At 54.0% G+C, this 22,854-nt stretch carries 18 protein-coding genes; 11 read left to right on the top strand and 7 right to left on the bottom strand.

Going from position 1 to position 22,854, the window contains the following annotated elements; all coding sequences use genetic code 11:
* Window positions 1-11: 11 nt before the first annotated feature.
* The 10 genes from O3S85_RS11265 to O3S85_RS11220 all read left to right on the top strand — a co-directional run bounded on the left by O3S85_RS11265 (window position 12) and on the right by O3S85_RS11220 (window position 13,320).
* Window positions 12-1,388 (top strand): tetratricopeptide repeat protein, encoded by a 1,377-nt coding sequence (locus O3S85_RS11265; protein ID WP_269540423.1) that lies wholly within the window; start codon window positions 12-14, stop codon window positions 1,386-1,388.
* A 7-nt stretch (window positions 1,389-1,395) separates the two neighbouring features.
* A complete protein-coding gene (locus tag O3S85_RS11260) occupies window positions 1,396-2,064 on the top strand; it encodes a hypothetical protein (RefSeq protein ID WP_269540422.1) in 669 nt (222 codons plus the stop codon).
* Window positions 2,061-2,864: a hypothetical protein gene (locus O3S85_RS11255; RefSeq protein WP_269540421.1), complete on the top strand. Its 804-nt coding sequence runs from the start codon at window positions 2,061-2,063 to the stop codon at window positions 2,862-2,864. Before O3S85_RS11260 ends, O3S85_RS11255 begins: the two co-directional genes overlap by 4 nt.
* Window positions 2,861-6,283, top strand: a complete 3,423-nt coding sequence (locus O3S85_RS11250; protein ID WP_269540419.1) for a TonB-dependent receptor — start codon at window positions 2,861-2,863, stop codon at window positions 6,281-6,283. The genes O3S85_RS11255 and O3S85_RS11250 overlap by 4 nt, the downstream gene beginning before the upstream one ends.
* 109 nt (window positions 6,284-6,392) lie before the next feature.
* Window positions 6,393-8,024, top strand: coding sequence for a hypothetical protein (locus tag O3S85_RS11245; RefSeq protein ID WP_269540417.1), 1,632 nt, complete (start codon window positions 6,393-6,395; stop codon window positions 8,022-8,024).
* An 82-nt stretch (window positions 8,025-8,106) separates the two neighbouring features.
* Complete coding sequence (locus tag O3S85_RS11240) at window positions 8,107-8,859, top strand: PEP-CTERM sorting domain-containing protein (protein WP_269540415.1); 753 nt, start codon at window positions 8,107-8,109, stop codon at window positions 8,857-8,859.
* Between the two features lie 79 nt (window positions 8,860-8,938).
* Complete coding sequence (locus O3S85_RS11235; protein ID WP_269540414.1) at window positions 8,939-9,604, top strand: DUF1573 domain-containing protein; 666 nt, start codon at window positions 8,939-8,941, stop codon at window positions 9,602-9,604.
* A gap of 70 nt (window positions 9,605-9,674) precedes the next feature.
* Window positions 9,675-10,391 (top strand): hypothetical protein, encoded by a 717-nt coding sequence (locus tag O3S85_RS11230; protein WP_269540413.1) that lies wholly within the window; start codon window positions 9,675-9,677, stop codon window positions 10,389-10,391.
* A gap of 253 nt (window positions 10,392-10,644) precedes the next feature.
* Window positions 10,645-12,267 carry a carbon starvation CstA family protein gene (locus tag O3S85_RS11225; protein WP_269540412.1) on the top strand — a complete coding sequence of 541 codons (1,623 nt, stop codon included), beginning with the start codon at window positions 10,645-10,647 and terminating at the stop codon, window positions 12,265-12,267.
* Between the two features lie 9 nt (window positions 12,268-12,276).
* Window positions 12,277-13,320, top strand: coding sequence for an aldose epimerase family protein (locus O3S85_RS11220; RefSeq protein WP_269540411.1), 1,044 nt, complete (start codon window positions 12,277-12,279; stop codon window positions 13,318-13,320).
* On the opposite strand, the gene thiE is transcribed toward O3S85_RS11220, so the two are convergent.
* The 5 genes from thiE to accB form a co-directional block, all read right to left on the bottom strand.
* Window positions 13,317-13,955, bottom strand: coding sequence for a thiamine phosphate synthase (gene thiE / locus O3S85_RS11215; RefSeq protein ID WP_269540410.1), 639 nt, complete (start codon window positions 13,953-13,955; stop codon window positions 13,317-13,319). The genes O3S85_RS11220 and thiE overlap by 4 nt on opposite strands.
* An 8-nt stretch (window positions 13,956-13,963) precedes the next feature.
* Window positions 13,964-14,776, bottom strand: a complete 813-nt coding sequence (locus O3S85_RS11210) for a hypothetical protein (protein WP_269540409.1) — start codon at window positions 14,774-14,776, stop codon at window positions 13,964-13,966.
* Window positions 14,777-14,782: 6 nt separating this feature from the next.
* Window positions 14,783-15,241 carry an Asp23/Gls24 family envelope stress response protein gene (locus O3S85_RS11205; protein WP_269540408.1) on the bottom strand — a complete coding sequence of 153 codons (459 nt, stop codon included), beginning with the start codon at window positions 15,239-15,241 and terminating at the stop codon, window positions 14,783-14,785.
* Between the two features lie 103 nt (window positions 15,242-15,344).
* Window positions 15,345-16,724, bottom strand: coding sequence for an acetyl-CoA carboxylase biotin carboxylase subunit (gene accC, locus O3S85_RS11200; RefSeq protein WP_269540407.1), 1,380 nt, complete (start codon window positions 16,722-16,724; stop codon window positions 15,345-15,347).
* Between the two features lie 54 nt (window positions 16,725-16,778).
* A complete protein-coding gene (gene accB, locus O3S85_RS11195; RefSeq protein ID WP_269540406.1) occupies window positions 16,779-17,237 on the bottom strand; it encodes an acetyl-CoA carboxylase biotin carboxyl carrier protein in 459 nt (152 codons plus the stop codon).
* A gap of 423 nt (window positions 17,238-17,660) precedes the next feature.
* Here accB and O3S85_RS11190 point away from each other — a divergent pair, with 423 nt between their 5' ends.
* On the top strand, window positions 17,661-18,047 hold the full coding sequence (locus tag O3S85_RS11190; RefSeq protein ID WP_269540405.1) for a hypothetical protein: 387 nt from the start codon (window positions 17,661-17,663) through the stop codon (window positions 18,045-18,047).
* Here O3S85_RS11190 and O3S85_RS11185 read toward each other — a convergent pair.
* Both O3S85_RS11185 and O3S85_RS11180 read right to left on the bottom strand, forming a co-directional pair.
* Window positions 18,017-20,830, bottom strand: coding sequence for an AsmA-like C-terminal region-containing protein (locus O3S85_RS11185; RefSeq protein ID WP_269540404.1), 2,814 nt, complete (start codon window positions 20,828-20,830; stop codon window positions 18,017-18,019). The genes O3S85_RS11190 and O3S85_RS11185 overlap by 31 nt on opposite strands.
* A gap of 62 nt (window positions 20,831-20,892) precedes the next feature.
* A complete protein-coding gene (locus O3S85_RS11180) occupies window positions 20,893-22,854 on the bottom strand; it encodes a DUF4340 domain-containing protein (RefSeq protein WP_269540403.1) in 1,962 nt (653 codons plus the stop codon).

The raw sequence follows: 22,854 nt of genomic DNA, 5'->3' as shown, positions 1-22,854 counted from the left end.
ATTATTCAAACATGAAAAAGTACACCGCATTGCTGGCTGCTGGTTTTGCCATGGCGCTGCCGCTCGCGGCGCAGTCGAAGACCGACCTCATGCTAGAGGCTCCCAAGGTGATGGATGATCCTGAGTGGCAGAAGCGCTTTTTGGGCAGCTATGGTTTCATGCCTTCATTGGAGCCGAAAGTGAACCAGGAAGAGATCGTCGTGCTCGGTGATTTGATCGAAATCATGAAGGCCGATCCCGACGCTGCGGCCGAACAGTTGAAGCTAAAGATCAATGACAACAGCAGCGCCGCCTTGATCTTCATTCTGGGCAATTTGTATTTCCAACAGGGCAAGCTTGAAGAGGCGCAGAAGTATTACTTGATGGCCATTGAGAAGCACCCGTCGTTTCTTCGCGCACATAAGAACATCGGGCTGCTCTATCTGCAGGATCAGGACTTTGCCAATGCACAAAAGCATCTCGGCCGCGCATCGGAGTTGGGCGAACACGATGGTCGTACCAACGGATTGATCGGCTATGCTTACTTGAGCACGGACAACTACCTTGCTGCCGAAGAAGCCTATCGTGACGCCATTCAACAAGAGCCGGATGTGGTCGACTGGCAGTTAGGCCTGGCGCGCACTCTCTTGGCGACAGAACGCTATAACGAGGCGGTCTCTTTGTTTGATACATTGATCAAGCAGCAGCCGAATAACTCCATGCTTTGGATGCTCCAAGCTAATGCCTACCTGGGGCAGGGAAAGCCCATGGAAGCCGCTATTAATCTGGAGGCAGTTCGTTCGCTGGGCACGGCCAAGCGCGAGTCGCTTTTGTTGCTCGGCGATATCTACCTGAATATGCAGATGCCCGAGGCAGCACTGGAAGTTTATGAGTCGGCAATCGGCAACGATAAAACTTCTGCGGGCTATCCGAGCGCAATACGCGCCGCCCGTCTCCTGCAGCAAATCGGTGCTGCTGAGGAATCCACGGAGTTACTGGAAAAAGTTAAGAGCCAGTATGCTGGCATGCTCACGACTGAGCAGGAGCTTACGGTGCTCACGCTTCAGGCTAAAAATGCCCGTTCATTGGGTGATGAAGTGCAGGCCATTGCGATTCTAAAGGATATCGTTAAGCGTGACGGCACTAACGGGGAGGCTCTGATCGAACTGGCGGATTTCTACAGCAAATCGGCGGAAGCCGAAGACCTGGAACGCGCCATTTATTACATCGAACTGGCTGAATCCATTGAGGAGTTCGAATACCAGGCGTTAGTCAAGCACGCGCAAATGCTGGCGAATAAGCGTAAATACCACGACGCAATTATCCTGCTTAAGCGCGCCTTGAGCATCAAGGAAGAGCCGCGCATCGAGCGTTACCTCGCACAGCTTGAGCGCGCGGTAAACCGCTAGGAGCTTTATGTTTAACCTCGTGCATAGTTGGATCAGCAAAGGCAGCGTTATTCTATTGGGAATGACGGCGGCATGTTCTGGTCTGCTGGCACAAGCTTACACGCTACAGGGAGTCACGCGCATTGATGACCAAGTGTTTGCCACGGTGCGGTCGCCGTCAGGAACCACCAAAGTTCTGCCCGTAGGCGAGACGGAGAACCGACTGATTTATGCCTCTGAGTGGAGGCCGAATTCGCGAGAAGCCGTTGTATTTGCCGAAGGTCAGAAGCATGTGCTGCGTTTGGAAAAACCTACGGAGATTGGTATGAGCTTTGTTGATCGAGAGCCGGTGGTGGAACGTAAACCGCGCTCCTTACCACGAAGTGCCAACAACGCGTTGGTTCCGCAGATTGAAACCGAACCAACAGTTGGTGGCATTGTTGTGGGGAAGGCGAGTGAGGAGCCAGTGACGGAGCAACACCCAGGGGGACGCCGCGCGCTCTCATCCCGCGCAGGCGAAACACTGGTTGTTGGCGAAACGGATGAAATCCGAGACCAGCTACTGGCCAGACCAGCTACCGTTCAACCTCCAAGACCTTCCATGCTGCCACTGAATTCTACTGCGCTCACGAAAAAGGAAAAAGTCATAAATTCTGAAAACAACACGGTTGGCCAGCGCCAAGCGGAATCGTTATGAAGCAAAGTATATTGAGTATTTTAGTTTTACTCGGCGCAGTCTGTGCAGTGAGCGCCGACGTAGAACCAGCAAACGCCGAGCTGCAAGTTCGGTCTGAATGGTGGCCAGATCGCGTCACGGTGAATGAGCCCGTCGAAGAAACCTTGAACGGCCAAACAATTAAGCCTGGTCGTTTGGGCTTCGTCGTGCGTCTGGTCGGTGACGATGTACTCATTGACTTTGGTCGCTACGGCGTCATCCAACTTCCGATTGCCCAGACTGATTTCGTGGATCGTTCGAAGGAACTTCGTGGTGTGCGTGATTGGGGACATCTCGGAAACTGGACTGCTCAGTTCCATACTAAGCTGATGGCGGCGAAGCCAACCGGATTCCAGACGCTTCCGATTAAAGTATATGACGATAAGGACTACTTCCTGATTTTCTATCTCGATCATTCATCGGACGAGGGACAGCAGATTTTGTCTTGGATGCGTGATTCAAAAGGCATCAATGAATTGCCATCGAATGTCTGCCTCATGCTGATTCCGGATGAGCACAATGTTCAGGATTACCTGTTGGAGCTCATTGCTTACGAATACCCGGGCCTGACTCTGGTTTATCCCTTGGCCAAGCCCTATCGGACGATCCTCAACCACGAACCCGAGGGTGCCATGATGGCAGTGATCGATAAGAATGGTCGCACGGTTGTCGACCCCATCAAGTTGGAAAACGGCGACGATTTGGATGCCAAATTTTCTGAGCTACAACGCGGAATATCCCAAGATGCGGATATCCGGAAAACTCTTTCTAATGCTCAATGAAGCGATTTAACTCTATTTTTAACAGACAGCTACTTTGTTTGACGACACTCGCGTGTTGGGGAATTCTGCTGGCACCTATTGCGGCTTATTCGCAGGGGACGGAAGCCAGCGAAACTGAGGATCAACCTTTCAACGATGTCGAGGTCGTTGATGCTAAGCAGCCTGCTGCACCTGCGCCTTACACGGGAGAATCCGCAGGGGTCGGTAATATCATTGGCCAAGTCTTTGATCCAGAGAAGCGTAAGTTTGTGCGTGGCGCAAATGTAGTGTTGCTTTGGCCAGGTGCCGAAGCAGCCGCAGAGGCAGATGATTACGAGCCGCAGGAAAAGACGGTGACCAACAAAGAGGGGGAGTTCCGCTTTACGGATATCCCAGCTGGCTTTTACACTATCCTCGTTGTTGAAGATGGCTACAAGGAAGAGGAAGTGAAGGACTTTGAGGTGCTGGCGAATTCCGCCAATCGGGTCAATGTGCAGCTCACTTCCTTGACTGCTGCGGAACAAGCCGGAGAGGTCTTCCAATTAGAAGAATTCGCTGCGGGAGGCGAGCTTGTTACCGACTCCCGAATCGCGATGGATGATCTTCGACGGGACTCCGCGGGCTCAATGGATTTTCTTACCTCGGAAGACTTTTCCAAGTATGCAGCAACCGACTTGGCCGACGTGGTAAAGCGCCTGCCGGGCGTCAACGTGGTGGAGGGCAAGTTCGCCGTAGTTCGCGGTTTGAGCGATCGCTATAACAGTACTTTGGTCAATGGCCTTCCGGTGCCCAGTCCTGACCCCTTGCGCCAAGGGTTGCAACTGGACTTATTCCCCACTTCGATCATCGACAGCGTTGTTACGAACAAGCAGTTTCTGCCCTACATGCCAAGTAACTCTTCGGGTGCGGCTTTCGAGCTCAACACCAAGGCTTATCCGGAAGAGTTTACCACTTGGTTTAGTGCTGGCGCTCGTTTTAACAGCAATGCCATGGACTCCTATCTGAGGGATCCCAACAGCTCCACCGATGACTTGTTCGGGTTTGGCAAAGGGAGCCGCCCCATGAACCCCGGCACCAGCAGATCCAGGGCGAACCAGCTGAATCTGCCCAGCCCAACTTTTATTGCTCAGCCCGGCAATGCGCCCGTGGGTGGTAAATTTTCTTTGGGATTTGGTGATACAACCAAGGTTTTTGGTCGCAACTTGGGGGTGATCGCTTCTGCGTCCTATGACAGCAGCTACAAAACTCAGTTTGGCGTTCAGCAGGATCGCTATGGCGCGAGCAGCTACAGTGTGGGTAATGCTGTCCCAGGGTTCGAGAGCGAAGTTATTCCCTTTCCGCCTGGGACTCCGCTTTATGACAGATTCCTGGCTCGGTTTAATGCGAACTTGAAGGAGTTCATCCCCGGTTCTTTATATAACCGTGAACTGGCTGCCAGTGACGTGAGGTATGACGTCGAAAATTCGATAGGTACTGTCCAAATTGCTGCTCTGGGTGGCTTTGCCTTTGATCTTGATCCGGAAGGCACAAACCAGTTGTCCTTCAACTACCTATTCAGTCAAAATTCTCAGGATTTTGTGCAGCGAAAAAGTAATGGCAGCTTACCTCCCCAATTTCGCCAAACCGGGAATCAGGTTACCGACTTAACTTCCAATTCTCAGGCGGATGGATTCGTCCTCGTTGGGCAGCAAGATGATGGCAATCAGCTTTTCAATAAGGATACAATCTCTTACGAAGAGCGTAATCTTAAAGCTTATCAGCTCAACGGTGAGCACTTGATTGAGGAGTTGAATGACTTGGAAATATTTTGGGGCGCTTCCTATGCGACTACCAGCAGCGACACGCCGGGACAAACGACATTTGAGTATGCTTATCAAATCGATGATGGCAGTGCCTATCCAGGAAGTAATACCCCTGATGCTGAAGGTTATTGGCTTCCCGACAACGTGGTATCTGGCATCAGCCCATTGACACAAACCTGGCGGGATATCGACGAGGATGTCTACGGTGCCAGGGCTGATTTAACCTATGAGCTTGAGTTCCTCAATAACTTGGATGGTCAAATCCGTTCCGGCATGTATTACGAAAATGCCAGCCGCCGAACCGACCAAATCGAGCTTATTTATCCCTCGAACAACAACATACCTAAGACGGGAGGGGAGCCTGCAGTATTTCAAACACCAGAAGAGTTGCAGTACGCGCTCGTGCGAAACATTGATGCGGCGAATAACACCAATTTGGGTACCAATACTTCTTTCGCCAATAACACCCGAAAGATTAACGCATTTTACGGAATGCTAACCTTGCCGGTCTTTGATAATCTTAAGTTTACTGGTGGCGCTCGTTTTGAAGATCTTAGAATGACGGCGAACGGTGACGCTGAACTTGGTATTTATACACTGGATCAGATTCTCAATACGCCTTTGCCAGGCTTGGAAACGCCTCCTCCTGGCTTCACAGGTCCGACCACCAACGGCGAGGTCTTGGGATGGACCAATCCTAATGAGCAGGGGGATATCCGAAGTGACGCAGTGTTGCCGGGCGTTTCAATGACCTATGATATTACGGATGATATCACTTTCCGTGCAGGCTACAGCAAAACGATTGCCCGCCCGTCGTTCCGCGAAATGGCTCCGTATTTTTCTACCGAGCTGGAAACGGGAGACCTGATTATTGGTAACCCGACGTTGGAACTGAGCCCGGTCGAGAGTTATGATGCGCGTTTGGAATATCGGTTTGGAGATGGCGACCTGATCGCTGCCAGTGTCTTTTATAAGAATGTCGAGAATCCGATTGAGCGAGTTCTTTTAAGAGCCCCCGGTAATGTCGATTTCCTGTCGTTCATTAATAATCCTGATCGCGCAATCGTGAAGGGGTTTGAGCTGGAGACCAGAACGAGTCTGTCTAACTTTTTTAAGGATCTTAAGTATGTCTCCATTGGCGCTAATTGGACAATGATTGACGCCACGGTTGCCTACCCGGAATCAGTTTGGCAGTCATACTTCCGATACACATCGAACGGGATTCCGAGTGGTCCGTTTGTGGGCAACGATGGCCCTCCCAATGGTAACAACCGACAGCCGCAAGACCGACGTCTGTTTGACCAGCCAGAGTGGATCGTGAATGCGGATGTCACATTTTCGCACCCGGATTTGGGGACGACATTGACGCTTTCAGTGTTCTCTCAGAGTGACGTGCTGACCGGCGTTGGCTCCGGTAGTAATGGCTCCGTAGACCAATTCACTGGATCATACTATCAGTTGGATCTGACTTTCCAGCAACGAATTACAGAAAACCTGACTCTTAAATTTGCGGTAAGCAATATTACCGATACGAAGCGCTCAATCTACTATTCGAATGATTTTGTCGATGAGACGATTGATCGCCTGAGCTATAAGGTCGGGCAGAATTACCGAGTTGCCTTGGATTACAACTTTTAGGGGTCTCCGGCTGCCATTTTACACGAATGTAACCTGACAGCCTTCATGTTGATTCAATTAGGCTCTAGAATTGAGCTTTCTCTCCTAACTATAGTCACATCATCTATAAATGAATAAACAAACCCTCCTCACTGTATTGGGTCTCGGCACGGCAAGCGCTGCCTTTGCTCAGACTTCAATTACTCCCGCAAATTTCGGGGTCGTAACCAACCCATCTACCGGTGTTTATGAAATCACTGGAGATTTAACTCTGACCGCTGGCGCAACACTCGCCGACAGCACCTACATCCTGGAAGGTCTTACTTTTGTTAACGCAGGCAATACGATCACCATTGAGCCTGGTGTCGTGGTTCGCGGCCAGCCTCGCGATGGCACCAACGGTCCTGGCGCTCTTTGCGTTTCCCGTGGCGCTGAGATCATTGCTGACGGTTCCGCCAGCAATCCGATCATCTTCACCACTGCTGCTGATGTAAACGGCGAGCGTTACACCGCTGGTGACACTTTTATGGACGCCGATCCGAAGAACAACCCGATGGCTCCTAATGTGAACCTTTGGGGCGCGCTCGTTCTCCTCGGTTATGCACCGACCAACACTGGTGCTGTTGACACTGGCATATCTGGTGAAGCATTCATCGAAGGTTTCGTTATCGAAGACTACCGCACGACTTACGGTGGCTTGATCCCGAACGACAGCTCCGGCATCCTCGACTACGTTTCGATCCGCTACTCTGGTGACGCGACTTCAATTAACTCTGAAACCCAGGGTCTGACCGTAGGTGGCGTTGGTTATGGCACTCAGCTGACCAACATCGAAATCTATGGCTCCGGTGACGATGGTATCGAAATCTTCGGTGGCACTGCGGCTTTGAAGAATATTGCTATCAGCTACGTTGACGATGACGGCCTCGACATGGACCAAGGCTACACCGGCCTCATTCAGTTCGCCTTCCTCCTCGCTTCCGGCCTCGATAACGACATCACCACCGACAACGTTTGCGAATGGGACGGTGACGATTGCTGTGACTCCGGCTCCGACGACGACAACTTCAATGACGCTGCTCAGCCTACGACTCACCCAACTATTTACAATGCCACTATCTGGGGCTCACGTAGCGGTGACGGCAACCCAATCGAAACGATCGGTCACGCTGTTCGCATGCGTCGTGGTTGGGGCGGTCAGCTCAACAACTCCATCATTGCTAACTTCCGCGCCGACCAGAATGGTCTGTTCGAAGTTAACAACGATTCGGCTGGTGTAGCTACCTTCGCCCAGTTCCCTAGCCAGCTTCCGTATGACCAGATGGTTGCCGGAACTTTCGGTGTCGCTGGCACCATGTGGTTCAACGTTGGCGACAACACTGCAGCTAACGTTGGTGAGTCCGCTGAGACCACCAACATCCTGAATGCAACTGGCCAACCCGGCGGCTTCACCGGCTACCCGGCATGCACGCTCAATCGTATCGGTGGCGCTGATACCATCGCCGACCCTGGCTACGGTGTCTTCGGGACTCCTGGCACCTACAACCAGACCATCGCAAACGGTCTGAACCCGGTTCCGACACCTGCTGGCAACGCTCAAAATGCAGCTTACTTGGTACCTTACACCAACCTGTTCTTCGACGAAGTGAATTATGCAGGTGCTTTCGAGCCGAATGCTTTCGCTGCTCTCTGGACCACCGGTTGGACCGCACTGAACACCAGCGGTGTTCTCGTCGACAATGCTGTAGGCCAAAACCTCTAATCTGATTCTTTAGATTTATGCTGCGCTCCAGCGCTGGATTCACTTTCGGCGCTGGAGTCAGCAATTTAAAAGTATAATTAATATGAAAAAAGTTATTCTAATTGCATCCGTCGTTGCAGCGACTGCTGGCTCTGCTCAAGCCGCTCAGCTGATTGCTGGCTGGGACTTGAGTAACCTCACTGCTCCGACCAACGGTTCCGTTGCTGCTAACTGGTCAGACTTGTCTGGTGATGGCACCAACAATTCGAACGGTGCCATCTATTGGAACGGCTCCAATGGCTCGACAAATATCATTGATGGTGTTGTCGGTGGCGCTGCTTTCAATGGGACCAACGTCAACAAGAACACCACGATCGCATCTCGCACAATCGACAACCAGATGTCTCTGACTCCTGCTGCTTCAGTCGGTTTTGCTAATGGTTTCTCCTTCAATGCATCGAATTCGTCATTCGTTCTCGTTGCTGGCGAGGGAACTCAATTCAACAATGTTGTATTGAGCTTTGCTGCCGGTCTAACGAACGCTGGCAATGGTATCTCCATTACATGGGAATACGACTCGGGTGCCGGTTTTCAATCCACTGGAGTTACGACCACAACCAGCAGCACTGTAGCATCTGGCGGTGAGTTGGAGACGGTTACTCTCGACTCTGGCATTGTGTTCGGTGACGGTGTTGTTCTCCGTGGCACCTTTGGCACGATCGACAATTTCGGTTCATTGCAATTGGACAACTTCCAAGTTACTGGTGACATCGTTGTTCCTGAGCCTTCCACGTACGCAATGATTGCTGGTGTCGCAGTTCTCGGTCTGGCAGCAATGCGTCGCCGCCGCAGCTAATCCCGCACATGAATCTTTACGAAGCGCTCCCCACCAGGGGAGCGCTTTTTTCCAATTTTCGACTTCTTTAGGAAACAAGATGAGCAAGGTAATCAAATTCACTTTCTTAGCTCTGCTGGGATTCTCTAGTCTTAAGGCTGAGCTTCAGTTTGAGGAAACACGCGACATCTGGGATGCTCCAATTGGGGCCAGGGAAATGATCACTGAGTTCAAGTTCAAGAATACCGGTGATAAGCCAGTTGAAATTGTTTCAACGAATACGAAGTGCGATTGCACGGTTGCGGCGTTGGAGAAGAAGGTATTCGAACCGGGTGAATCCGGAAGCTTGACCGCTACTTTTACCTTCGGTGATCGCGAAGGAAACCATAAGAAAACTATATTGGTTTACACCAACTACACCGGCTCGAATCCGATTGAACTGGACATGATGGCAAACATTCAGCCGTTGTTGTCAGTAACGCCTCGAATTCTTTTTTGGAAGAGTGGTTCAACGGCTGAGCCCAAAACCGTAAAGCTTTTTGCAGAACAGTCTGATGTGCTCGAACTGGTTCAATTTCCTAAATCTGCTGATAATTTTACGATCTCTCAAATCGAACAGGATGGTAGCGAGATTACACTGAAAATTACGCCCACTTCAACTGACGCTCCGGTTCGCGAAGATATCAAGTTTTCGATCAACCGAAAAGCCGAAGACGGCGGCTCGGAAGTTGTCGTTACTAAAGATCTGTTTTTAATGATCCGGTAATTCTATTTTCCCGCCGCCAAAGCCACCTTTGTGCTTGTTGAAACAAGCCTAAATTACATCTTTTGAGATCATGCTCCGTTACAACCGACTGATTGTCCTATTAGTGGGCTTGCTGCCAATTTTTTCTGTGTTTGGTCAAGCCAGTGCTGAAAGCGATACGGCTCCGCGTGCTGTCTTTGATATGGATATCACCAAGGAGGGCCTCGATTACTTGAACTATAATGATGAGTATGTTGCCCATCGTTCTGCTGACGGAACAGATTTGTCAGGTTTGGGTGCCAGCAGTCGAGCCAGTGCAGGACAGGGCCGTAGTGACAGTGATCACCCTAAAATTTTGTTACCCGCCATCGTTGGTGTTCGTGCAGCTGACTACGGTGTTACTTACCTTATCGCAGGCGTTATTTCGCCATTGCTGGTTGCAGGTAGTGCTGATCAATTTGAGACGCCGGACAAGTTTATTACCAATCGCCCGGTTGGTCGTCGCGATGGAAGCGGTGGGCATAATTTTCGCCGAAATCTTGGCACGACCACATTGGAAAATTTCGACCCTAATGGCGGACGCCCCGCCAGTACTATTGAACGGGATGTGGTTCATCATTCAGCGGGATCGGTGCCTGTTCGTCAGGAAGACCAAACTTTGTTCAAGTTGCCGAAGGTGGATATGACGGTAGAGGCTTACCAAACTGATCTTCCGGAGAAACAAGCTACGAACCGCCCAGTTGGCCGCACAGGTGCTGGTCGAGGAAACGCACGTCAGCTGTATCCCGCGCATCCCAATAGCCCATAGAAAGTGGCCAACGGGGTAACTTCTCGTTTTTAACTGCATTGATCGACGGAAGGCTTTTGCGTTCAATCCCACTTAGCGAAGGTTGGTGGACCACAGATTTTAGACCTTGTGCTCCAGAGTCTCCTTGGTCGTACAAATTCCATCCTTATTGTCATCAGTTTTTGAGTTCCTCAGACGCATAGCAGTCTAAAAAATTTTCTGGCACCGTTCGGGAAAGTCCGGCAGCTTCTTCGGTTAAGATTTTTCTTCCGCTGTGTTGCTTGGACTCGTCAGTTTATCCCTAGTTCTCCTTGCCTCGGGCTATTATTTGTACGGGCGCTTTTTGGTCAGGCATTGCCGGATTGATAACAAACATGCCACGCCAGCCCATGAAAAGAATGACGGTGTGGATTACGTGCCTACGCGGGCATCGATAGTATTTGGACACCATTTTTCGTCGATTGCCGGGGCAGGGCCCATCGTGGGGCCGATCTTGGCAACGATGTATTTTGGCTGGGGTCCGACCTGGCTATGGATTTTGATTGGAGCAATCTTTGTTGGCGGTGTTCATGATTTTGGCAGTTTGCTGATGTCGCTCCGCTATCGAGGACGCACGGTGACGGAGATTACTAACTCCTTGGTCGGGCCGCAGACAGGAATGTTTTTCCGCATTTTTCTTATTCTGTCGCTGATCTATGTGATCATCGTCTTTCTCGATTTAACGGCTGGCGCATTTGCCAGCTCGCCCGCAGTGGCGACTTCCTCCGGCTGGTTTATGGCGTGTGCCGTGGGATTCGGCTTAGTGCTGCGATCAAAGGGGCTGCCGATGTGGGCGACTCTAACTATTTTCATTCCGCTTACATTTGCTGGCCTGGCGGTTGGGCATTTCTTTCCGGCTGAGGGGATCGGTAAGAACACCTGGCTCACATTGATCGTCGTCTATTGCTTTGGAGCAGCTGTTTTGCCGGTCAATGTATTACTACAACCTCGGGACTTCCTGAGCTCTATTTTTCTCTATGCCATGATGCTCGTTGGGGTGTTGGGGCTGCTGTTCAGTGGTCGAACGCTACAGGCTCCGCTGTTTACGGGATTTTCTTCAGCCGTGCCCAATGTGGGTTATTTGTTTCCCGTGCTTTTTATCACGGTAGCTTGTGGGGCTTGCAGTGGGTTTCATAGCCTCGTTGCCAGCGGCACGACCTCCAAACAGATCGAGCGCGAGAGTGATGCTAAGCCGGTTGCCTATGGTAGTATGCTGGTGGAGGGATTGCTGGCTGTGTTTGCGTTGGCGACGATTGCAATTTTCAGCCAAGATGACTTGGCGGGAAAAGGGCCAGTGGAAATTTTCTCCAGTGGCGCGGCGGTGTTCATGAGCACATTTGGCATCCCGGAGCAGATCGGCCGAGAGTTCACGGCGCTGACCGTAAGTACTTTTTTGCTGACGACTCTCGACACATGCACGCGGCTGACGCGCTTTATGATCTCGGAGATGTTTGGCTGGGATGGCCCGGCCGCGCGTTATCTTGGCACGCTGGGTGTTGTCATCGTGCCAGCGCTGGTGGCGCTGCAGTCGTTTGACGGAATGCCCGCCTGGAAGGCGCTGTGGCCACTCTTCGGAGCTACGAACCAACTCATCGCGGGCCTGGCATTGGTGACTTTTATGGTTTTTCTCAAGGACCGGCGGATCGGCTACCATTTCGTCATGATCCCCGCGCTGTTCATGATGATCTGTCCGCTGACCGCGCTCGTGTTTATGGCGATGAATTTCTCTGCTGATAACTGGCTGATACCGTCAATTAGCATCGCCATGTTCATCCTCGGAATATTTGTTGCCGGTATGTCATTGAAGTTTGTCTTCAACAACAACGCCACACCAACACCACCGGCCCCCGCCAATTAATTTACGATCATGCCTATCTCATCCAGCCCCTACGGCGATTTGCCAACCGGCGAAACCGCTCAGCTTTTCACGCTAACGAACAGTCACGGCCTTAAGGTCACGATCACCAATTACGGCGGTATCGTGGTGTCGATCCTGGCACCGGATCGCGACGGCAATTTTGCTGACATCGCGCTGGGCAAGGCCGATCTGGCTGGTTACCTGGCGGGGCATCCGTATTTTGGCGCGATCACCGGACGCGTGGCCGGGCGGGTGACGCATGGCAAATTCTCGATCGACGGTGAGGACTATTCTCTCGTGATTAACAACGAGCCCAACCACCTGCACGGCGGGCTCGTTGGATTCGACAAAATCCTGTGGAATGCCGAGGTCGTTTCTGAAAGCGGACAGGACAAGCTCCGCCTGACGCACCGTGATCCGGATGGTGCTAATGGCTATCCGGGCAATGTTGACTGCCGCGTGGATTATTCTCTGACCGATGAGGACGAGCTGGTCATTGATTACCAGTTCAGCACCGATAAGGCGACGCCGCTGGTGGTGACCAATCATAGCTATTTCAACCTGAAGGGCCAGGGCGAGGGGACCATTTTGGACCACGAAATCCAGATTCTCGCTAATGAAGTTGCGGTATGTGACCAGGAGATGACTCTGCTTGGTGAGAAGCGTTCCGTGGAAGGGCAGGCCAATGATTTTCGCAAGCCGGCAGTGATCGCGGACCGATTGAGCGGGCTGCATGAGGGGCACGGCGACGGTTACTTCCTGCCCGAGGGGCGCACGGCTGAACCGCGTCTGGTGGCCCGCGTTCGCGAGCCAAAAAGTGGCCGCACGCTCGAAGCGCTCACGACGGAGCCCTATCTGCAGTTTTACACCAGCGCCCAAATGGAAGATGGCGAGCCAGGCAAGACTGGCAGCTACGTCCAATACAGCGGCGTTTGCCTGGAGGCGCAGGAATACCCGGATTCGGTCAACAGTCCGGAGCTTGGTGTGGGGGTAATTCGCCCCGGGGAGAACTTTACCTCGACGACGATTTACCGCTTCGGCGTTGAGGCTTAAGCGAACGTTGCTCGCAGTTCTTGGACGGCGGTCGCGGTGTTTTCGGCGCAGAGCAGATCGGACACCGCGACAAGCGCTTCAGCTCCCGCCGCAATGACTTGCTTTGCATTGGCGCGGCTTACGCCGCCGATGCAAAACCACGGTAGGGACGGCTTGCGCCCGGCGACATAGCTAACCAGCTCAAGCCCAACCGGTGTGTAGTCCGGCTTGGTTTGGGTGGCGAACACCGGGCCAACGGCGAAATAGGTTAGCTGCTCGGCGATGGCTATTGCGGCGTCGGCTTGAGCAGGGGAGTGCGTGGAAAGTCCAAGCACGCGGTCGGGGCCGAGCGCTGAGCGGACCTCCGCAACAGGCGTGTCGTCCTGGCCGACATGGACGCCGATATGGTCATACTCCAGCGCGAGCTCCCAATCGTCATTGAGCACGAGCGGGGTCGGGCTTAGTGCGATAAGAGGTAATATCGATTCCAGCAGCTCACGGCGCAGGGCGCGAGTGGTTCCCTTGGCGCGGAGTTGAATGATGTCCGCGCCGCCATCGAGCAGTGCCTGACATTTGGTAACCCAGTCCTGCGGAGTTACATAGCCGGTGTCGAGAATACCGTAGACACGCGGTGGCGTCGGCCAGAGGGATTGCATGGCCAAGCCTACTTTTTGTCCTCGGACTTCTTGTCCGCAAGGTCATCGTTTTCGGCCAACAGTGCTGAAAACTCGTCATCTTCCAGCGGGTCACCAGCATCTTTCTTGGGCGCTTCTTCGATGAAGGCAGGCTGGTTTTTCTTGCTGCCGAAGCCGCCGAACAGGCCACCCTTTTTCTTGGGTTCAGCCTCTTCAGCAGGTTCGTCCTTCGGCTCTTCTTTGCTGGGCTTGGGGCCTTCGGGCTGCTTGAGTGAAGCGCTGCCAAAGGCAGGCTTTTTCTCTGGAGCCGGCTCGGCTTTAGGCTCAGCCTTGGGGGCCTCGGTGATGACGACTGGCTTGGGCTCCGGTTCGTCAAAGTCGTGGCCAAGTGCCGGTGCATTGCTGCTCTTTTTAAAGCCGGTAGCAGTGAAGCTTACGTCGCCTACGAGGATGCCGTGCGTGTCCTGGAAAATCTTGGTTACGCGGCGGCGCATTTGGTCACGCACTTCGCCGAGGCGCTGGCCCTGATAGAGCTTGGCGCGGATGTCGACATTGATGCGACCGTGCTTCTTTTTAAAATGAATCTTCGGTTTGCTGGCGGTTTCGACGCCATCACACGCAATGCGGACCAGGTCGCGCAATGCGGCGTTCGTCGTTTCCGCCACACCGCTTTCGTCCCGGAAAACACGAAAGTTCTTCCCGGAATTGCGAATGCGGAACAGGAGAATCAACACCAGAATGACGCCTGCAGCGCCCAGCCACCAATACCACCACTGCGGATTCTCGATCGAGAAAGTCGCGTGGTATAAGTCGAGCAGCTTTTGCTTGATGTCGATATCCATAAATTACTAGTCGGTGTGGGGTGGGTTCCAGGAATCCTTTTCCTCGACCTTGGCCGCCACTTCGCGAACGCCGTCAATATAAACATCCACCTTGCTGACGCTCTTGCCGGTCATGGTTTCGACCTGATCGCGAACGTGCTGCTGGATGATCTTAGCAGTTTCAGCGAGTTTCACGCCAAAGAGCAACTCGACGTGGATTTTAATGACATACTCGCCAGCCTCGTCTTCGATGACTTCGACGCCTTTTTCGCTCTTGCGACCGCCAAAGGTTTCCCAAATGCCGTCGGAGCCGTCCTTGACGGAATAGACGCCATCGACCTCCATCGTGGACATTTTCACGATGTTGGCGACGACCTGGAAGGTGATTTTAATCTCGTCGACTGCATCGCTTTCTTCAGTCGGGACGGGAATGGTGTGTGGATCCGGTTCGTCTACCGGCGCTTCGGCTTTCTTTTTCGCTGGCATGATATTATTGGTTTATATCCAAATGTTTACGGAAAAACGGCGGGTGTTCAATCCCTGATCACGAAAAATGCGACCGGTGGAATTGGACTTTGCTCCCGATTATTTACATCGAATCGTCGATGGTGAAGACGTCCCGCGGCGTGCGGCTGAGGAACTCTTCGATATATTTTGTGGTGACGTCGCCGCTGCGGAAGACGGGGTCTTTCATGACGGCGGCGCAGAACGGAATGGTGGTCTTGATGCCGCGGATCATGTATTCGTTGAGCGCGCGATACATGCGGTCCATGGCGATCTCACGCGTCTTGCCGTGCACCATCAGCTTGGCGACCATGCTGTCGTAATACGGCGGGACAATGTAGCCCTGATAGACGTGAGAGTCGATTCGCACGCCGTGGCCGCCGGGGGTGTAGTAGAATTTTACCTCACCCGGGCTGGGCGCGAAATTGCGGGTCGGGTCCTCGGCGTTGATGCGGCACTCGATGCAGTGGCGGAGGATTTTGACGTCCTTTTGCTCCAGCTCAAGCGGTTCGCCGCTGGCGATGCGGATCTGGCGCTTCACGAGGTCAAAGCCAGTGACTTCTTCGGTGACGCCGTGCTCTACCTGAATACGGGCGTTCATTTCGATGAAGTAAAAGTCGCCGTTTTTATCGACGAGGAATTCGATCGTGCCAGCGTTCTGGTAGTCACACTCCTGGGCAATGCGCACGGCGGCAGCACCCATCTTGGCGCGGAGCTTTTCGGTTAAATAGGGGGAGGGTGATTCCTCGATCAGCTTCTGGTAACGGCGCTGCACGGAGCAATCGCGCTCACCCAGGTGTATGACCTTCCCGTGCTCGTCGGCGAGAATTTGAAACTCGATATGGCGCGGCTCCTCGATGTATTTTTCAATGTAAACATCGCCGTTGCCGAAGGCTTTTTCAGCCTCAATGCGCGCAGCATTGAACTCCTTGGCGAATGCCATGGCGTTGTGGGCCAAGCGCATGCCTTTACCACCACCGCCAGCGACTGCCTTGATAATGACTGGAAAGCCGATCGACTTGGCGATCTTGATGGCTTCTTTTTCGTCGCTGATTGGGCCATCGCTACCCGGAATAATGGGGGCTTTGGCGCGCTTGGCGACTTCCTTGGCCATAGCCTTGTCTCCCATCAGGCGGATGGTTTCCGACTTTGGCCCGATAAACTTGATATTGCAGCTCTCGCACTGCTCAGCGAATTCAGCGTTTTCTGAGAGGAAGCCGAAGCCCGGGTGAATGGCGTCAACGTCGGCAATCTCAGCCGCGCTGATGATGCGGTCGGCCTTCAGGTAGCTCTCCGAAGAGGGTGCCGGCCCGATGCAAATGGCTTCGTCGGCCAGTTGGACGTGCAGCGATTGTTCGTCCGCCTCGGAGTAAACCGCCAGGGTGCGGATGCCGAGTTCGCGCGCGGCGCGGACGACGCGCAGTGCAATTTCGCCACGGTTGGCAATGAGTATCTTTTGAATCATGGGTAAATGCGCACGCCGAAGACATTTGCCAACGGCGCGCTTCCGGGGAATTCGTTAAGCCTTTACCTTGAACAGTGGCTGACCGTATTCGACGGCCTGGCCGTTTTCCACGAGGATGTCGACGATCGTGCCGGAGAGTTCGGCATTGATCTCGTTCATGACCTTCATCGCCTCGATGATGCAGACGACGGAGTCAGCCTTTACCTTCGTGCCGACATCGGCGAACGGCTTACTGTCCGGATTCGGCGAGCGGTAGAAGGTGCCGACCATGGGCGACTTGATAATCGTGACGCCGGGCTCGTCTTTGGGAGCGGCGGCAGGAGCTTGGCTGTCGGCCGGTGCGGCGGCGACCGGCGCGGGTGCGGCGGCGATCGGGGCAGGCGCCGGAGCGCTTACCACAACGCCAGAGTTGCGGCTGATGCGAAGCTTCAGGTCTTTTTCCTCGATTTCGAAATCGGTGAGGTCCGAACGCTTCATCAGTTCAACGATCTGTTTGATCTCCTTAATGTCCATAAGCAATTGAATAGTGTGCGAACAGGTCGCGGCTAGATCCTGGGGATGTAAAAGCGCCAAAGACTAGGCTAGCCTTTGCAGATGGCGCAATGACTATTTTTCACAGAAAATACACTTAGAGCCGAGCTATTTTGCTGGGGAAAATCCTAAAAATGCCCGCCATTTTCCTGCCCGGACTCGTGCAAGGTGCAGGCTGGGGCACGTTTTTGCACGATAGATTGGGGCGAATCCCGTGTGGGCCATTGCTGGGCTAGATGGCTTATTTTTCGCACTTTTGGTAACGATTTTAGCGTGGAAGGGTTTGATTGGTTCGTTCATCTGGGGCGTTTTGCTCAAGGCTAGACTGAAGTCTGCATCCCGGTGGCATGGAACGTGAAAAAATTGGAAGGGAAATCGCTAACTGCATGTCATACCTTTATTACGATGGAAAAGCAGTTCCTCATCACCAGCAATCTGGAGAAAAAATACATTCTTCTGAATCTTTGCGGGCACATTAACGGGCAGGCCGTGAATGAACTACGGTTAGAGATTATTCCGCTGCTTGAATTGTTCGACGAACCGATCAGCCTCATCGTCGATACGCGGGAAATGACGGGCAATGTTCTGGACGCCATTGATGAGCTGCGGCAGCTATGGGCGGACTACGAGCGGACGTCGGTTGGGCAGATTATTCGTATCTTCAAGGACGATTGGGATGACCAGGGGACGAAGATCACTGATCAGTTTCATCTTAAGTCCATCCGCAAGATCAACGTGACCCGGATGAACGAGGCCATCCGCTATTGTGAATCTTTCTCCGAGGCGGGTTGAATCAAGTCCGCGTTTTTGTCTTGGACTTTTTCCTGGCCGGTGAAGATCCCCAGAGGCTGGACTTTGACATTGTATTTTGGCGCGGTCAATGTGCCCGAGAGCTCGACTTCGAAGGTGTTGGCCAGCGGGCTGAGCACGTAAAGCATCTGGCTGACGATGGGTAGTTGCACATTGCCCAACGGGTGAACCGTCAACATGACGTTGAGGTTTTCGTTATCGACGTCGAAGTTCCCATTGGCGGCGATTTCCCCCGTGGCACCGGTGATGCGTCCATTGGGAATGTAGAGGTTGCTGCGTGCGAGGGTGAAGTCGGCGCTGGCGGCGTTGAAGTTCAGCGTGCCCAAATGCAGACCAATCGAATACAGGAAGCTCGAAAGGCCGCCGAGGAGGTGGAGCTGCCCGAGGTTTGCATCGGTTAGTTCCAGTCGGCCTTTGCCGATGAATGAGCTCAACTCCGGCAGTTGGCCATGAGTATTGAAGGTCAGGTTGACATTGCCCGCGTAGCGTTCTTCGAAGGGCTTCTGTTTGTCTTTTTTATCCTTCTGCTTTGCCTGCTGGATCCGCTCTACTGCGTCTTGCTTCGCCTTGGCCACCCGGAGGAAGGGGATCGCCTGGTAGAGTTTATAAAGCGTGGCGTCCTGGATGTCGATCTTGGCGCTTTTGACGTAATACTCGTCCTTGGGCTGGCGCTCGACGGTGGTTTCCAGAAGCGCCTTGCCGCCAGCGAGGCTGAAATCGCCATCGGTGACGATGATTTCCTGTGGAGTGACCTCGACCATGAAGTTGCCGCTGTCGAAATAGATATCTTCGAACTCAAAGCGGCCGGGGAACAGCGCGTGTGTTTTTAAGTAGAAATCGCCCGGATGCTCGGAGTGGTCACCATAGACGAGGCCGGCCAACGCGAGGGAGGGCGTCACCTTGGTGGGGAACATCTTGGCGATCGGGACTGCGTCCTCCGTGGCGATGGTCGCACCTTCCACCAGCGGCACGTGTGTGTGAGCGAGGAAGGAGAGAAACTTCTCCTCGTCGTTGGGCAAATAGGTCCAGTGGATATTGACTGAGGCGTCGCCGTTGGGGGTTTTGATTGCGAAGTCGAAGAGGTCGAGCGTCTTGGGCGTTTGCCAGATACGGGTAAAGGCTTGGTCGACAGTCTGGCCCATGTAGGTCGCATTTTCCAGGCTGGCCGAGCCGTAGATCCGGTTTTCGGCACCGTCGATGCCGAACTTGCCCGACATCTCGATGGCAGCGTGCGGGGGAGGGCCGTTGAACTTGATTTCCTGCCAGAGTTCGGTCCACCAGTCTTCGTCGATGAGCTCGTTGAGCAGGTGCGGCCAGACGGTGCCCTCGCTTTGAAAGTGGTAGTAGCTGTCGGCGAAGCGCTGGTAGTAGTTGCCCGTTACCTGATACTCGGCGGCGTATAAATCTACCTGATACAGATTGAGCGCCTCTTTGGTGATGCTGCCCTCGATGTGCGCGGCTTCCAGGATGATGTCTTCGTAAACGACGTCATCCATGGTCACCTCAAACTGGGAGTGCGTGGGCTTTAGGCCGGGCTCCAGCTTAACCTCGGCCTGCCAGTAGGGGCGGCCTTTCACGTCGACATTATCCGGGATGTCGTCCTTGGGCAAGGCACTGCATAGCAGGATGAATTTCGGGTTCCAGCGCGCGCGCATCTTAATGTGGCCGGATTCGTCCTTGGGGTTGAAGTGCCCTTTGAACGCCATCCAGTTGCGCTCGGCTTTTACCATGACATCGCCTTTGACGCGGCCGGTTTGCTCAAAATCATTCATGTCGAGCACCGCGAAGGCACCGTCAAACGGCATGCCCCACGCCTCGATATTATAGGAGTAAAGTTCGGCGTAGATGGGCAATTCGGAGAAGCCCTTCACGCCGTTATTCAGTCGGATGTGCGCTTCGGTAAAGCCGGTTTTCACGTCGTCGCGCCACTTGAGGCCGTCGAGAATGAGCCGCCCCGGGCCATCTGCGCGCAAGATGCCGTCTTCACCGAGGCTGGCTTTGGCCAGGATATTGGCTGCACCGTACTCGACCTTGGTCGCTTGATCAAAGTAGCCATCGATGTAGGCTTGGGCGCTAATCAACAGGGGGCCGTTACGCTCGTTTTCCAGTTCGACGGTGAGGATGCAGTTTTCAAAGCGCTTAAAAACGTCCTGCAGGTCAAACATCTCCCGGCAAGTTTCGACATAGAGGCCGGTGATGTTGGGTGGCTCGTCACTCTTGGGGTCCGAATCCAGACCGGGCAGTGGAGTAAAGAAGTTACCCGAGAGCTGCGCCCGCGCGCCGAGGGCTTCCAGGATAAAGGTATTGATGGACCAGTTTTGTGCTTTGCGCGTTAAGTTGACGTATAGCTTCTTGATGAGCTCTTCGCGCTGGCCGGTTGGGGAGATAACCGCGGGCGAGTAAAATGTGCCATTCTCCAGGGAAACTTCGGTCGGCGTGATGTCGCCCAGTAATGCGCTCAGCAGGCTGATTTCTACCATGAGCGAGTCGCACTCAATCACGGCTTCGGAGTTGCCCTTGGCGAAAACCTTCAGGCCGTGCGCGAAGAGCATGCCGCGCACATCGAGCTCCAGGCGGTCGTATTTTATCTTCAGCCCGACTTTGTCCGCTTCTTTGTTGAGCAGTTCCACCAACTGCGGGGGCACGGGCAGCTCGTTATACTTGAGCAGGGCGACCGCAGTGCATGCGAGTAGGCAAAACAGCAGGGCCAAAAACGTGTTGATCACGTAATGGATTCCCCGCCCGAGTAAGTTGAGCCAACGCATGGTGTTACATGATCAGTGGTGAAGCGGCATTTGCAAACCTCAGTGCAGTCTGTGCGGAAACTTTACTTGTTGGGAGCTTGCGTGGCGTCGAGTGGTTCACGCATGACTTCTTCCGGGCTGCGTGGCGCGGCAGGGGGATTCTTCGCCAGCGTTAGTGGGAAAAGTGCGTCGATCAAATTGGAGGTCAGCATGAAGGTTACGTTCTGCTGCGGCGAACCGCCGATTTGCTTCACGCCGTCGCGAAGCGTAAAGTAATAGGAGCGCTTCTCACTGGCTCCGTCACCACCGGGCACGATGATGGCGGCGTCGAGCTGGTAGCGCCATGGTAGGTTGGGCAGCTCCTTGAACTCGGGGAGCAGGTATTCCTGCACTTGGAAGTTTTTCAGCGTGTCAACGAGCGTCAGGATTTCGGCGCGGTCCACGTTGTCCTCGGGTAGGGCGGTGGGCCAGGTTTCCGAATCGGTTTTAATGCTTTGATCGAAGAGCACCTTGTTGTCTTTCAGGTCCGTGATCTTGATCGACTCAACCCGGGCGTCTTTGGGCAGGCTGGTGAGCGTGCGGCTGCGGTAGGCCAGGGAGTCTGCGCGCAAGGCGCTGAGGATGCCCAGATCGAGTGCATAAACTGAGGCCTTGCTCGCCGTTTTGGCGTAAAGGTTGCGCGGGTTGGCCCAGTGCGGGGCGTTGGCGTCGCCCTTGGGCGCGGAAATATTGTTCCCGAGCAGGAGCGTCCAGTCGCGGCTGGCGTTGATCGTCACTTTGGCAATCGGGTCAGTGAGGCCCCAGGCTTCGAGGTCGCTCGGTGCCGGTGCATCGCTGACAAAGGCCACGACTTCCAAGTGGTGCAGTTCGCTGATCAGTTTATCGACGAGGTCGGTGGAGGCGGCCTCGGTTTTGACTTCTCCGCCGCTGGAGCCTTTGGCCACGCTTTGCCAGGCGGGTGCGGCGTCCGGCGTGCTCGACTCCAGGCGTTGCAGGGTCAGGCTTCTGCCGGCACGGTTGATTTCCAGAGCGGTCACCTTGCTCGGATCGAAGCGCAGAATGCGGCGTTCACGCAGCTCTTCCTGGGCACGGGTGATGTGCTCGAACGGCTTTTTAACCACCGTAAAAATCGTCGTGTCGTCGCCGCCATTTTCCAAACGGGCGTAAACCTGGGCCGGGGCGTCTGCGGGGAGGTTGGGCACATCGCCGCCGAGCAGTAGTGTCTGGCGGCGGTTGTTGCCACCGAGGGTGACGCGGAGCGAGGGCGCGGTTAGGCCGGCAAGCTCAGGGCTGATTTCGCCCGTCGGGATTAGCCGGATCACGCGTAAGCCGACGATGAGCGCCAATGTGTTTTGGACGAGTTGGTCATCCGCTTTGGCGGGAATCGGCGTCTCGAAGGACCAGCCATCGGTGCCCTTGACGAGGCGGATGCGCTGCGCCTGGGACTGGATGGACAGGCTTTCCAGCTCGAAGACCGGGATATCGAAAATGCGCTGATTGCGCAGTTCTGAGATCGGCACGGCAATGGAGCTCAACAGCTCATCACCCACGACGAGCACTTCTTTGCCGCCGGGTGCCATGATGTAAAGGCGGTTGCCCATCTTGGTTGGTGCGCCAATTTCCAGCTTGGTGCGTTCGCCATTCCGAGAGATCAGCACCAGCTCGAATTGCGCGGGGTCGAGGCCGAAGTCGGCCAGGCCCTGGCTGTGCTTTTCAATGTCCGACAGCGGGATGCGCACTTCCTTTTCGAGGAAGCGCAACTGGTCCAAAATTTTCTGCACGGCGTTTTCATTGGCGGGCCAGTGGACTGGCTTGACGAGTTGCCAGCCGCCGCGGTCTTTCTTTTTCAACTCGCGCACCTGCTCCTGGCCGTCGGTAGCGCGATTGGTCACGGTGATGCCAACGATGTCGCCTGACTCGGGCAGAACGAGCGAGCTCTGGCCAGCGTTGCCATCGCGCGGATCATCCCGGTTCTCCAGATGATAGAGATAGTAGAACGCAGCCACATTGAGCAGCAGAAGCACGAATGTCAGTTTCCAACGCAT

The sequence above is a fragment of the Cerasicoccus sp. TK19100 genome, assembly GCF_027257155.1.
Classification (GTDB): Bacteria; Verrucomicrobiota; Verrucomicrobiia; order Opitutales; family Cerasicoccaceae; genus Cerasicoccus; species Cerasicoccus fimbriatus.
This window is presented reverse-complemented; position numbering and strand designations above follow the sequence as displayed.

Coding starts and splice junctions, on each gene's coding strand:
- thiE (WP_269540410.1), bottom strand. CDS start 13,955: ATGCAATCCCTCTGGCCGACGCCACCGCGTGTCTACGGTATTCTCGAC.
- O3S85_RS11240 (WP_269540415.1), top strand. CDS start 8,107: ATGAAAAAAGTTATTCTAATTGCATCCGTCGTTGCAGCGACTGCTGGC.
- O3S85_RS11220 (WP_269540411.1), top strand. CDS start 12,277: ATGCCTATCTCATCCAGCCCCTACGGCGATTTGCCAACCGGCGAAACC.
- O3S85_RS11245 (WP_269540417.1), top strand. CDS start 6,393: ATGAATAAACAAACCCTCCTCACTGTATTGGGTCTCGGCACGGCAAGC.
- O3S85_RS11185 (WP_269540404.1), bottom strand. CDS start 20,830: ATGCGTTGGCTCAACTTACTCGGGCGGGGAATCCATTACGTGATCAAC.
- O3S85_RS11255 (WP_269540421.1), top strand. CDS start 2,061: ATGAAGCAAAGTATATTGAGTATTTTAGTTTTACTCGGCGCAGTCTGT.
- O3S85_RS11250 (WP_269540419.1), top strand. CDS start 2,861: ATGAAGCGATTTAACTCTATTTTTAACAGACAGCTACTTTGTTTGACG.
- accB (WP_269540406.1), bottom strand. CDS start 17,237: ATGGACATTAAGGAGATCAAACAGATCGTTGAACTGATGAAGCGTTCG.
- O3S85_RS11180 (WP_269540403.1), bottom strand. CDS start 22,854: ATGCGTTGGAAACTGACATTCGTGCTTCTGCTGCTCAATGTGGCTGCG.
- accC (WP_269540407.1), bottom strand. CDS start 16,724: ATGATTCAAAAGATACTCATTGCCAACCGTGGCGAAATTGCACTGCGC.
- O3S85_RS11205 (WP_269540408.1), bottom strand. CDS start 15,241: ATGCCAGCGAAAAAGAAAGCCGAAGCGCCGGTAGACGAACCGGATCCA.
- O3S85_RS11265 (WP_269540423.1), top strand. CDS start 12: ATGAAAAAGTACACCGCATTGCTGGCTGCTGGTTTTGCCATGGCGCTG.
- O3S85_RS11235 (WP_269540414.1), top strand. CDS start 8,939: ATGAGCAAGGTAATCAAATTCACTTTCTTAGCTCTGCTGGGATTCTCT.
- O3S85_RS11230 (WP_269540413.1), top strand. CDS start 9,675: ATGCTCCGTTACAACCGACTGATTGTCCTATTAGTGGGCTTGCTGCCA.
- O3S85_RS11210 (WP_269540409.1), bottom strand. CDS start 14,776: ATGGATATCGACATCAAGCAAAAGCTGCTCGACTTATACCACGCGACT.
- O3S85_RS11190 (WP_269540405.1), top strand. CDS start 17,661: ATGGAAAAGCAGTTCCTCATCACCAGCAATCTGGAGAAAAAATACATT.
- O3S85_RS11260 (WP_269540422.1), top strand. CDS start 1,396: ATGTTTAACCTCGTGCATAGTTGGATCAGCAAAGGCAGCGTTATTCTA.